The 11,788-nt window shown below is 60.1% G+C and carries 13 protein-coding genes; 6 read left to right on the top strand and 7 right to left on the bottom strand.

The window, feature by feature from the left end; translation table 11 throughout:
• Positions 1–361 precede the first annotated feature (361 nt).
• On the bottom strand, positions 362–1,240 hold the full coding sequence (locus AAFX91_RS32715) for a protein-L-isoaspartate O-methyltransferase (RefSeq protein WP_394569334.1): 879 nt from the start codon (positions 1,238–1,240) through the stop codon (positions 362–364).
• 118 nt (positions 1,241–1,358) lie between these two features.
• On the opposite strand from AAFX91_RS32715, the gene AAFX91_RS32710 reads away from it, so the two are divergent.
• Complete coding sequence (locus AAFX91_RS32710; RefSeq protein ID WP_394569333.1) at positions 1,359–1,943, top strand: RNA polymerase sigma factor; 585 nt, start codon at positions 1,359–1,361, stop codon at positions 1,941–1,943.
• 1,389 nt (positions 1,944–3,332) lie between these two features.
• Here AAFX91_RS32710 and AAFX91_RS32705 read toward each other — a convergent pair.
• From AAFX91_RS32705 to AAFX91_RS32690, 4 genes are all read right to left on the bottom strand, one after another.
• On the bottom strand, positions 3,333–3,599 hold the full coding sequence (locus AAFX91_RS32705; protein ID WP_394569332.1) for a DUF3551 domain-containing protein: 267 nt from the start codon (positions 3,597–3,599) through the stop codon (positions 3,333–3,335).
• A gap of 747 nt (positions 3,600–4,346) precedes the next feature.
• Positions 4,347–5,009, bottom strand: a complete 663-nt coding sequence (locus tag AAFX91_RS32700) for a hypothetical protein (protein ID WP_394569331.1) — start codon at positions 5,007–5,009, stop codon at positions 4,347–4,349.
• Positions 4,969–5,544 (bottom strand): hypothetical protein, encoded by a 576-nt coding sequence (locus AAFX91_RS32695; RefSeq protein ID WP_130583909.1) that lies wholly within the window; start codon positions 5,542–5,544, stop codon positions 4,969–4,971. Before AAFX91_RS32695 ends, AAFX91_RS32700 begins: the two co-directional genes overlap by 41 nt.
• A gap of 181 nt (positions 5,545–5,725) precedes the next feature.
• Positions 5,726–6,220 (bottom strand): winged helix-turn-helix transcriptional regulator, encoded by a 495-nt coding sequence (locus AAFX91_RS32690; protein WP_394569330.1) that lies wholly within the window; start codon positions 6,218–6,220, stop codon positions 5,726–5,728.
• A 98-nt stretch (positions 6,221–6,318) separates the two neighbouring features.
• On the opposite strand from AAFX91_RS32690, the gene AAFX91_RS32685 reads away from it, so the two are divergent.
• From AAFX91_RS32685 to AAFX91_RS32675, 3 genes are all read left to right on the top strand, one after another.
• Positions 6,319–7,569, top strand: a complete 1,251-nt coding sequence (locus tag AAFX91_RS32685) for an MFS transporter (protein WP_394569329.1) — start codon at positions 6,319–6,321, stop codon at positions 7,567–7,569.
• Between the two features lie 227 nt (positions 7,570–7,796).
• On the top strand, positions 7,797–8,042 hold the full coding sequence (locus AAFX91_RS32680) for a WGR domain-containing protein (RefSeq protein ID WP_130583907.1): 246 nt from the start codon (positions 7,797–7,799) through the stop codon (positions 8,040–8,042).
• Between the two features lie 123 nt (positions 8,043–8,165).
• Positions 8,166–8,444, top strand: coding sequence for an HU family DNA-binding protein (locus tag AAFX91_RS32675; RefSeq protein WP_130583906.1), 279 nt, complete (start codon positions 8,166–8,168; stop codon positions 8,442–8,444).
• A gap of 44 nt (positions 8,445–8,488) precedes the next feature.
• Here AAFX91_RS32675 and AAFX91_RS32670 read toward each other — a convergent pair whose 3' ends face one another.
• Together AAFX91_RS32670 and AAFX91_RS32665 are read right to left on the bottom strand one after the other, a co-directional pair.
• Entirely contained in the window at positions 8,489–8,635 is a 147-nt protein-coding gene (locus AAFX91_RS32670) for a hypothetical protein (protein ID WP_165421540.1), read from the bottom strand.
• A 63-nt stretch (positions 8,636–8,698) separates the two neighbouring features.
• Positions 8,699–9,010 carry a DUF736 domain-containing protein gene (locus AAFX91_RS32665; RefSeq protein ID WP_394569328.1) on the bottom strand — a complete coding sequence of 104 codons (312 nt, stop codon included), beginning with the start codon at positions 9,008–9,010 and terminating at the stop codon, positions 8,699–8,701.
• A 966-nt stretch (positions 9,011–9,976) separates the two neighbouring features.
• On the opposite strand from AAFX91_RS32665, the gene AAFX91_RS32660 reads away from it, so the two are divergent.
• Together AAFX91_RS32660 and AAFX91_RS32655 are read left to right on the top strand one after the other, a co-directional pair.
• The gene (locus AAFX91_RS32660) at positions 9,977–10,216 is read left to right on the top strand and encodes a hypothetical protein (RefSeq protein WP_394569327.1); all 240 of its coding nucleotides are present in this window, start codon (positions 9,977–9,979) and stop codon (positions 10,214–10,216) included.
• Positions 10,217–10,407: 191 nt separating this feature from the next.
• Positions 10,408–11,607: an MFS transporter gene (locus AAFX91_RS32655; protein ID WP_394569326.1), complete on the top strand. Its 1,200-nt coding sequence runs from the start codon at positions 10,408–10,410 to the stop codon at positions 11,605–11,607.
• Positions 11,608–11,788: the final 181 nt, after the last annotated feature.

Genomic DNA, 11,788 nt, shown 5'->3' with positions numbered 1-11,788 from the left:
TGACGCAACCTCAGACCGGCCGACAGTCGGCGCTACGTCCGTCAAGCGAAAGTAACATCCTCAGATGAGGCAATACGATAGATAGAAATGCGCGCCTACATGCAGCGAACGACCAGTTCATTGCGAGACGATACTGTACCGTAGAATTTTGGCCTTCTAGCAAGAGGGACCCGTTACGATCGACGGTTCGCGGCGGATGATCAGCACGACGTTCAAGTGCGGACGCCGCGAAGGTCACATTTTATTCAAGAAGCTCATGCTAACTCCAGCCGATCGTCGCGGCCGGATGTACGCCGTGGCACCACGAGCCCCGACTTTCATGCCGGGGTTTTCGCGTAGAGAGGCTTCAAGATCAGCCGCATCATTGCTTGCGCGCGGCATCCTCTCCGACAGGATCGCGCTCGAGCCAAAATCCAGGTCCCGGAAACCAGACCTTTCCTGCATGGTCAGACCCGGGATCACCGACATGCAGCGCGCGAATCGGAACTTTGCCAGGCGGCAGGCCTTCGAGCGCGGTATGCAGACGTCTACCCGCCTCGTCGTCGCGTCCACCCATGCAAGGATAGACAGAGACGGCACCAATCGAACAGGCCTCGAACTGGGTTCGACGCCGGATCACGCGAAGAAGAAAGCCCCTCCAGGAGTCGTCGGTCAGCGGCATCAGAAGCCGGCCGCCGTCGACCAGGCGATCGAGCCAGAGGCGGGCTGGGTGGGTGGATCCGGCGAATACGATGACGACGTCAAGTTCACCAACGTCCACCGTCCGGCCGTCGCCCGCGATGACGTCGACGTGCGGCCAGTTCGCGAGGTTCGCTCGGGCCTGCGAGGCCAGCATTGGGTCAGTTTCAACCACCGTCACGCGACCGGAGGATCCGACAATCTCAGCCAGCACCGCCGAATAATATCCGGTTCCGGCACCGACCTGGAGCACGCGACCGCCGCGCGCGATGTCGAGATGCTCGAAGTTGCGGGCCCAGAGGCTGGGCATCCCATTGTTCAGGTTACGGCTCGCATCGATCGCCACGAGAACGTCATGGTAGAGCCAGCGCGGGTCGGTATCGGAGGTCAGGAATGCGTCGCTGTACGGGTCCGAGATGATGCGCCACGGTCCGGGGCCGACGAATTGCTCGCGTGGAACAGACGCAAATGCCTCGATCAGCTGCGGGTTACGCAGGACCGGGACTTTGTATCGCAGGTCTTCGGCATACCAGCGGCGCGCCGCTGCCAACGTGTCGTCCATGAGGGCTCTCCTGTTGCGATACAGACGATACGCCTGAGGTCAGTCCGCGCGGACACGTCAAAAGATTTTTCCATCTACTGTCCGCACTGGGCCCGGTGAAACGCATAATGGTGTGACCATGGAACCATTGACGATAGCTCCCAAGGCTGATGACGCGGTTGTCCGCGCGGCCGATGTCGCATCCGCCATCGATGCACTGTCCGATCTCGAGCTCGTGCGGCTAAATGCTCTGGCGCGGCTGTGGAGCCGCGATCTGCCGGGAGGACTCGGCTGGAGCGACATTCTCCACGAAGCGATCGCACGCGTCCTCGACGGGTCGCGCCCTTGGCCACCCGAGGTACCCATCGTGGCATTCCTGTCGGGCGTCATGCGCAGCATCTGCAACGACCATTGGCGGCGTGCGCGGCTCGAGCAAAGGCTGCTTGTGAGCCGCGATGATCCGAACCAGCGAAGTTGGCCCAGTGACGAGGCCGATGAGGTGCCCGTTCCGGAGCAGGTTGTGGCCGCCGCGCAGATGCTGGCCAACGTTTATCGGCTGTTTGAGGGCGATCCGCTGGCGCTGAAGATCATCGCGGGCATGGCTGACGGCCTAGCGGCCAGAGAGATCTGCAAGGTCTACGACATATCCGAGCTCGACTACGACACGACGCGACGGCGGATGCGACGCGCCTTGCTGCGCCATCAACAGAACTGGCGCAAGTGATGACACGCTGGCACCCCAGTCTCGATCTGGCCCGCCTGCTCGAAGCAGTGAGCGAGGAAATCCTCGCTGCGACCGATGAGGAGGTGCGGGAGACATCCGGCCTGCAAGGATGGACAATCGCCAACACTGCCCTAGAGGTCAGAGAGGCGGTCAAGGCCGCGCACGCGGACGGGAGTGGGAGCCTTGATCGAAATTGTGATCTGAACGAAGATCCGCGCGAGCCCAGTGCAAGGCTGCGACCGACGCGCGCGGGCCGCGGCTTGTCGGACAATCAGCGGCATTGAACGAGCCCGGAGGGCCTTTAGCCGAGTTGCTATTCACGAGCGATACGTTTGCACCCAGCGGCAGCCATGGCCGAGCGTGCCGATGCTTCTCGGTCAAAAGATGCCAGCTGGTTGAGCCGGCTTGCGCCTGGCTGTTGCATGTTGCTCTCGTAAGGGAGCGCAGCGCAGTCAGCTTGGACGACCTCGCCTCGCCGAACCCCATCGAGAAGCGTGCCTTCTGGCCGACTCCGGACAGACGCGCGGACCAAGTAGAAGCAGTGAGCGGCAACGATCGTCACCCGAAGGGCGGAGATGCTTTGCGGCTCCGGCCGCATGTGCATGCTTGCGGGTAGAGCGTGCCCGACCGGCAAGGGAGGGGCCGCCCGGCGCTCTCTTTCGGGACCAGGGATCCTCCGCACTGGTCACGCCCGCACTACGCGACGCTTCCCTCCGATGAGCACGCGCTACTCCGGCAGGGATGTAAAGCGCGCAAGCGGTCAAACGACGGCAAAGCCGACCTTATGCTTTGCGCGCGTATCGCGGCATTATCGGGGCTTTGGAAAGAGCATCGCGACCGATCTGTTGGAGACGGTCAGGTCTTATCTCACCTGTGGTCGCGGCTTCCAAAATTGTCGAGGCGACATGGGTGCGAGCACCGGTATCGTACTGGGAAAGATTCTTGCAGACGTCGTTGAGGACCACCCGTAGGAGCGCAGTGGTGGGGCATCCAACATTTGGAGATCTCCCTCGTTCTAGGATGTAACGGAGCGTAGATTTCGCGTTAGGAGCGCCACGTAGAAAACTACCCAGAGTAGAACGTTCGAGAGGTCACCATGGAAGAAGAAGCTGACAAAAACGCAACAAGCAGATGTCTGTTTGAGTTTTCGCGTTGTTTTTCTTCAAATTGAATTAAAGAGCGACGCCCGACTGCGCGTGACGCCGATGAGCCACCGCGTCCCAATCGTTGTTGCTTCGCGTCTTGATGCACCTGATGAGACTGCATCGCGCACTCGAACGAGGGACGTCCGATCAGGCGGAAGTCCGACGTCTCTCAACCTTGCGCGGCAGGTCCGTTTGGACGAGCAATGCTCCGACTGGTGTCTCGATCACGCTTGACGATCAGACATCAGCGCAATTGTCCACCTTGTCGCTGGAACGCGTAGATCGGGTTCATACCGCAATAGGCGTAGGTGCCGGATGCAGTGGCCATGCACTGGTCATAGGTCGAGAACTGGCAATTGCCCGGATATCCCCAGGTACGTCCCTGCAGGCAATAAACGTCCTGTTGAGCCGGGGGGATGTACGAACGACCCCGCGGAGCGGCGCTCGAAGGGGATCCAAAGCCGACGAGGATGGGAAGTGCAAGCACACCGATAAAGAGAAGGTTGCGCATGAGACCACTAGCCTCCGTTAAGTCTTACTGAAGGATAGAGGATCCGGATTTGATGTGTTGATCTTTGTCAATGGCAAATAGCCGGTCGCAGTCCGTTTGCCGACCGCCTCCGAAAGAAACCCGAGCGTGTGAAGGCGCTCCGAGTGCGGCGCAGCAATGCTGCTGTTTGTAGAAACGAACGCATCTTTCCAGCGTGATGGGGCAAGTGTGCGGCGGAAAAACCCCTAGGGCAAACAATCAATCGAGCTTGAGAACCCTCGCGCCCCGGAATGAGCAGGTTCGGGACGGCCGCAAGTCTACGGCGCACTTATCAATGACTCGAAACGGCAGAAGAGTCGCCCGGTGTTCGGTTGCGGCCGGTCGGGAATTTCGCATGGGCGGGCACGGTTGCGAAGCGAGCAGAGCGACCTTACTATCTTTCCGATTTCTCAATGTCCGCGAGGTTCTCAAGCTGGTGCGCGAGAGCTGTCCAACTATGGGAAATATTCGTCAGCACAGTAGACCGGCGGGCGGAAATGCTCGGATCTGTCGCGAGAGTTTTGTATTCCGCAGCGTAGCCTCTGCATTTGTTCGACTGAAATCATTTCATGCCCTTCCGCCGGACATTATGGCCTCGCATGCAATACGGCTAGTCCTTTTGCGGTTGCCGTTTTCCCCGTCGGGCTTTCACTTGCTGCCCCATCGATTGCCGAGCCCGCTGATGCAGCGCTCCCTGCACGGCCGCAAATGGGGTTCGCCATCCGCCTTTTACGAAAAGCCATAGCGGTGGATGTTGTAAGCGCGCTCTCTCTTGTTCCCAGGGACAAATTCCTTGTCGTCGGGAGTGTAGAACGCCCCTTTGATATCCAGCAACGGACCAACCGGTGCCCATCTCCAATTGCCACCCGGCCTATTGGTCGCCCACCGCCTTACGACCAGCTTCGGTCCTGCGTTGAAGTTTGGGTTCTTCCCTTCATAAGCCCATGCTTTCACAGACGCGGCATCCAAAGATCGAGCTACGAGTGCCATGTCTCCACGCGCCAGCGTCACAGGCCCGAAGATGTCGCTATTGTCGGCGACGAACAGCAACAGCTTTTCTCGAAGCAAAGCGATCATTGATGCCGTTGCGGCATTGCCCTCCGTTTCGCTTTGCCAGTAACGACCGCGAACGCCATCGCGACCGTTGTAGAAGAGGTCCGATAGGCGCGGCTCTTCGGCGACGCTGATCGTAAACCAAGCACGCCAAGTCGTGTCTACCGGCGCATCGGGGTTTGGCGTTCTCAAGGGATCGACGCAACCAGTGTTGACGACGGCGACATCGGCGATCCGTTTTGCTATTTCGTCGAACGGCATGTCACGGTCCAGATAGGCTCGCCGTTGATCGTCGAACTCAGCGAAACTCCACTCGTCCGATGATGGGAATGTCGTCATCGTTAATGCTCGTACTTGCTGCCCACGTTGGCCACGCATTGCGGACGCCCGGTGCCGAGCCAATCCACCTATGGCGCGGGTGACGTGAACTAGGCGATAATGGCCCGGACGAGCCAGCAAGACGCAACACCAACTCCTCGGTCGCACGATCGGCGTTTTCGGGAGTAGTGACGTCAATCAGTGATATGCCCTGTCTTTGAGAGGCCTCGGCAAACGCTTGGTTTTCGCGCAGCGAGCGTTCTGCGAATTTTTCGATTGCGGCTTTCGTCTGTTCGTCCTGCTCCGAATAGCGGCTCTCGGTCATGATGCGTTCGCGCAGGATGCGATCTTCCACCTGGAAACACACAACCAGAGCATCGCCGATCTCCCAGTCAGCCACGTATTCGGGCCGAAGCGCCGCACCTTCAAATATGAAGCTTTCGCCCGCTTGGCGTACTGTCCTGATCTTCTCCCGAATGACCGGCCGCATGTTCTCGTGATGCACCCGGAGGAACCAATGAATTGTGTCGTTCGATAGACGAAGATAATATTCCATAATAGCGCCGGGCACCCCGGTCCAAGGTCGACCTGGATGACGCCCTAACATGTCGGTCGAAATCACTGGCCAGCCGGTGGCACCGCCAATCCGATGCGCACAGGTCGACTTCCCAATATGGGAGGTCCCGATCAGGAATAAGCTCTTCGGCTGGGATGTCATTGAATTGTTGCCACTATCGTCACGAGGTCAGAGGTCTGCTGCCGCCGGGAGCGTGATCTAATTTGCCCTTTAGAGGGGCCCGCACCTGCGTTGCGCCCCAATTGAGGGAGCGGCCCGCAGCTGATCGAAGCACAAGGCGCTGGACCGGCCGCCCAGTCTTGGTCTCGACCAGCAGAGAATGCGGCTGGGCGTGACGATAGAGGTGTTCTTCGCCCCACTGGCGCAGCGCGACGATAACCAGGAAGAGCCCGCGCCCTTTCTCGGTCAGCACATACTCCTGATAGGCCGAGCCGTCGGAGGCCGGTGCTGTGGTCAGGATGCCCCGCGCAATCAGTTCGCGTAGCCGTGTCGCTAGCATACCTTTGGCGATACCAAGATTGGCTTGAATTTCGCTGAAACGTCGAAGGTCATCGAACACGTCGCGGATGATGAGGAGTGACCACCAATCGCCGATTACATCGAGGGCCCGGGCAACCGGGCAATCCGCTCCTGTCAGGTTGATGCGCTTCACCATGGCCGATCGTACCCTCATCTCCGTCTGGTTCTAACTTAGAACTAGAACGGCCGTCCGTCTAGTGGTCTTATTATAAGACCAATCGAAGGAGCGGCCCGATGGATATGAAGAGCCCCACCGCATCGGATGACACCGCTGCGCAATTCGACAGTGACGCAGGGTCGCTGACGATGGCCACGACCATCGTGTGCGCGATCGCGTGCGGTCTCTCGGTTGCGAATATTTATTATGCCCAACCGCTCCTTGACGCTATGTCGCGTGACTTTGCGATCGCGCCGGCGACAATCGGCCTCGTCATCACGGTAACGCAGGTCGGCTACGCAGTCGGTCTGATCTTCATTGTCCCCCTGGGGGATCTGATTGCGCCTCGCCGGCTGGTGGTCGGACAGACAGCCCTATCGGCAGTCGCGATCGCGATTGTAGGGACCGCCCGCACGGAAAGCGTCCTGTTCGCGGGGATGATAACGGTGGGCTTGCTCGCTGTCGTGGTTCAAGTTCTCGTCGTCTTTGCAGCTAACCTGGCTGCGCCTTGCAAGCGCGGTCAGACTGTCGGCACAATCACAAGCGGGGTTGTCGTCGGGATCCTGGCCTCCCGCTTCACCTCTGGCCTCCTGGCCGATCTCGGAGGCTGGCGGAGCGTGTATCTGACCTCGGCGGCTCTGAGCGCCGCGTTGGCGTTGATCCTGTTCAGCGTTCTTCCACGGAGCACTGCCGTGTCCAACGCCAACAGCTATCTCGGCACCCTACGCTCGATTCCCAAACTCTTTGTTCACGATCCGGTTCGGCGTGTTCGCGGTGCTTTGGCCCTGCTGATCTTTGCCACCTTCAGCACGCTTTGGACGGCGCTCGTGTTACCGCTGAGTACCGAGCCGTTCGGCTTCTCCCACACAGAGATAGGCGCGTTCGGTCTTGCCGGCGTCGCTGGCGCATTGGCGGCAAGCGGTGCCGGGAGGTTGGCGGATCGTGGTCTAGAACATTGGACCACCGGCATTGCACTCGCCCTGCTGCTCAGTTCGTGGGCGCTGATCGCAATGCTCCCGGTTTCGATACCCGCCCTGATTGGCGGCGTGATCCTGCTCGATCTCGCCGTGCAGGCCGTTCACGTCACGAACCAGAGCATCATTTTCTCTGCGTATCCGCAGGCCCGCAGCCGCCTGGTTGGCGGCTACATGGCGTTCTATTCGGCCGGAAGCGCTCTGGGTGCCATCGCTTCTACAACAGCGTTCGCTTATACTGGATGGCGCGGCGTATCAGGGCTGGGCGCTTTCTTCAGCGCAACCGCCCTGATAGTTTGGGCCTGCGCTCGCCACGATGCATCACTACGAAACAGTCGCTCCTACTCACACTAATTGAAACTTGAGTGGCACGGCGGCAAATGTCGAGGGTGGCTCTAGCAGAGCGGTGACACGTCAGCGTGCATCCATCGATTGGACTCTCGGCCGGAAGGTCTTGCGCGACGATCGGACGGACCGCGCATCCATGGTGCGATTGAGGTATCGAGAAAATGAATCGTTTGGCCCTGATCGATTCATAAAAATCATTGGACCTCACTTCCGCAGGAAGCGAGAATCCGGGCATGCCGAACCTCGAGCCAAGTCCGCTTCACCTTCGCCGCATCGACGCCACCCGCAACATGCGGCGGTTTTACTTGCTTTCGATCCAGCCAACTTTGTTCGGCGAGGTCTCGCTGATCCGCAACTGGGGCCGGATCGGCACGACCGGCCAGACGATGGTGCAGACTTTTGATGCCAGCGCGGAAGCGGGCGAAGCATTCGGACGGCTGGAGCGCGCCAAGCGCAGGCGCGGATACGCCTCTTACTGAGGAGAAAGTCTAAAGTTTCGTCAGTTTTCCGGGGATTACGGCTCCCGCCTTCATGTCTGCTCTATTCGTCCGGCGGTCTTGGTGTCAGACGGAAGAAAATCGAAGCAAGACGGAGCCTGTTCCATGACCACCGCCAATGAGATTGCCGAGAAGATCGCCGCCGAGAACAGCCTGACAAAGACACAGGCGAAGGCCATCGTCGACAGCGTGTTCAAGGCCATCGCCGATGCAGCCGCGAGCGGGGCCGAGACAAGTATCGCCGCCTTCGGCAAGTTCAAGGTCAAGGACTCGCCTGCCCGCGAGGGTCGTAATCCGTCGACCGGCGCAACGATCGCGATCGCGGCTTCCAAGAAGCTCACCTTCACGCCAGCCAAAGCCATCAAGGACGTCCTCAACGGATGAGGGGCCGTTGCACGGTCTTGCCGTAAGTCACGAGACGAGGGGGCTTACGCCCCCTCCTCTTCGGCCGCGAGTGCTTCGTTGCGGTGGCGGATGAGCTCGGCCAGTTCGGCTTCGAGCGCCTTGCGCTCCGCGGGCGTGAACAGGCATTCCCGCAGCTCGGCGCGCAACTCCTCGATGGTGTCGACGGTCATGAGAGCGTCTCCAATTGAAAGGAAGAAGGCCCCGCCTCGCGGCGGAGCCCTCTCACGGCAGCCTCAGTCCCGGTTCGGCCGGGACCAGATCAGCTGCAGGCCTTCCTCGCCCTCCACCTCGATCAGGGTGGCGTAGATCGGAGCGGGGAAGCTCGGGTCGTCCAGCTTGACCGAGAGGTAGTCGCGGCCCTCGTTGGAGACCTTCTGCCAGGCGGCGCCCAGATCGACGCTCGCGCCCGCGAAGATGCGGAAGTGCGGTCCCTTCTCGGAGGGGTTCTCGACGCGGACCAGCTTGGCCTTGACGTTGAGGTTCAAAGTCTTGATGGCGCCTGAAAATCCGGTGCCCGTGGAGGTGAAGCTGCCGATGGTAGCCATTGTCTCATTCCCTTGGTTTTCTCGGGCCGCGCCTATCGCGACCTCGATGGCGGTCGTGAGACCGGAGGCGATCGACCTGCACCCGAAGGGCCGAAACAAAGTGGAGGGCGGCCGGGAGCGACTTTCTTGAACCGCGAGGAATGGCGCGCAGCGACAGGGGAAGAAAGTCGAGAACGGACGTTGCGGGGACAAGATCGAGAGCCCGCGAAGCGGGATCGGCCTTCGGTCAGACCAGCCTCTATCGAGGACGCAGATGGGTGTGCCCGTCGCGAAAACACGTGGAATGAAGACAGGCGCCCCTAGCCATTCGCACCTCGAGGCAACGAGCACAGGCCACAAGACGCGGTTTTCCTCAACCAGGCCGCTTTGGCGCCGCGCGTTCTCCGCGCGAGGGGATCGGCGCTGTCAGCAATATGAGCGCATGTTCGGAGGTCGCTGCCGCAACATCGCCAACGAGCCTGCCGACGTGCTTGTCATGCGGATGCAACTTCCGCCGCACTAGAGCCATGCTGCCGATCAACTGCGGAGACGCCATCGCCAGCGATCTGTCATAACGCAATCGCGAACGGCATCCGCGAGAGGGCTTTGCCGCGAGGCGGGGCCTCTTTTCGTTTCGAACGTGACTTGCGACCTACAAAGACGCCATGCGCGACGAGCGCTACAAGCATGGTGGAATGCACGGCCGTGTGGAGGGAAATCGAGCACCGGGCGATCGGGGACGCACGACGCCCACCCGTCGCACGCAGGGGAGCATGAAGCATCAGGCCGACTCTCGCTCGCTGCCGGCCTGCGAGCATGCTGTGGGGCATGTTTCCACGACGGTTTTCCGGCCGGTCGTTCTGGACTTCCGATGCGCTCGAGCGCAACACGCATCATTTTCAGACTCGCCCGATTGTGGTGTCGAGACGACGTGACCGAGCCAGCTTCGGATCACGGTTATATCGACACCGGCTACAATCTGGCCTGATGCAGCAATTCGGCGAACAAGATTCGCCATTGTACACCCACAGCGGCAGCTATGCGGAAATGCTGCAAGCAAATTGCGGTAGTATTTCGCGGCTTATTTTTGGTGAAAGAAAACTGGCCATGCACGAGCATGACGGCGAGCTCGTTATCTACTCGGCTTGTGGGGACCCTGCGAGCGTCACGGTTTCCGGGGCATCCAGAAAGGATACTTCTCTCACGGTGATGGCGAAGACCGATTGAAATCATTCTAACGGAAATGGCGCAAACTTAGAGCCGGGTTGCACGAACCTCCAGCCCGCGTGACAAAGAGCTTCCGAAATTTGCGGGACAATCGACGTCGCTATTCTGGGCGGACCATGGTCAGGCCCTAATCCTAGGCTGAATGAGGGTCCCGGCTTGACCACCCTGCGAGAACTTGAACGAGCACTGCCATGACTTCATCCGTTCCCAACCCGCGAACGAAGCTCATCATTGCTGCTCTGACCATCGGCGCCTTCGCCATCGGCCTGGACACGTTTGTCATCATCGGAGCGCTTGACGTGATCTCTCGTGACCTGATGACTTCAACCGCCGCGGCGGGATGGATCATTTCGATCTACGCGCTCAGCTACGCGCTCTTCGCGCCGCTCAATGCCTGGATGTTCAAGGGCATGAATCTCCGCAATGTGCAGATCCTGTCCATTGCAATTTTCATCGTCGGTAACCTGACCTGCGCGATCGCACCGGATTTCCTGACCCTTGCGGCAGGTCGCGTTATTTCGGCCTATGGCGCGGCCATGTTCACGCCGGCGGCCACTGTGCTGGCCGCCGAGCTCCTGTCGCCGACACGCAAAGGGATGGCGTTGTCCCTCATCTTCGGTGGCATGACCGTTTCGCAGGTTGTCGGCGTTCCGGCGACCAGTTGGATCGCAGATGCGATTGGTTGGCGCTTCGCCTTCGGTTTCGTGGTCGTTGCCGGGCTTCTTGTATTGCTAATCTTCGCCCCGATAATGTCCGGAGTCCCCGACGCGGCGTCGGAGCGCGCAAACGGCCCGGCTTCAAAAGACTTCTCCAAGATTATCTACGGCGTCCTTTCCGTGACGCTATTCGTTGTTGTTTCCGAGTTCATCGTTTATTCATATGTGAGCGTCTTCATCACTGGCTCCCTGTTCGCCGGGGTCCCGCTGCTCTCCGCTGCGCTCTTCGCCTATGGCTTCGGAGCCGTGAGCGGAAACGCAGCCTGCGGGTTGCTGACCGATCGTTTTGGCCCCTACAGGGTCCTGATCGGGGCCGTGGGGGCCCAACTCATCCTGCTCGGGGGCCTCGTTGCATTCGGACACCATGGCGCCCTCACCGTGTTCATCGCCTTCCTTTGGGGCAACGTGAGCTACATGTACCTCGTTCCGATCCAACACCGGCTCCTCGGCCTGGCCAAGGATAGGTCGAAGCTGGTTCTGGCAATGAACAGTGCGACCACTTACGCGGGGATCGCCATCGGCGCCTTCGTCGGCGGTCTCGTCGTTGAGACCAGCGGACCCACATCCCTGGCCGCGGCGTCCATCTTGATTGGCCTCACCGGTATCGGCCTGGCTCTCGTCTTCATGCGTGATGCAGCACCTGCAGAAAGGGCGAGTACGGCGCGAACGACATAGTGTCGATCGAAACGACCACCTACGCGCGGAAAAGATGCGTTGTGCCCGGTTGTCGCCCATCATGCGGCATAGCCGTATCGCAACGCTGCAAATGGCCGAGCAGGGCTAGCATTACAGTTGTCTTTTTGTTTTGAAGTGCGCGCGCTGGGCGGCGGCCTGGTGAGCTCTACGCCAAAGTGAC

The sequence above is a fragment of the Bradyrhizobium sp. 31Argb genome (genome assembly GCF_043638955.1).
Taxonomy (GTDB): Bacteria; Pseudomonadota; Alphaproteobacteria; order Rhizobiales; family Xanthobacteraceae; genus Bradyrhizobium.
The sequence above is the reverse complement of the archived record's forward strand: the minus strand, read 5'-3'. Positions and strand labels throughout refer to the sequence as shown.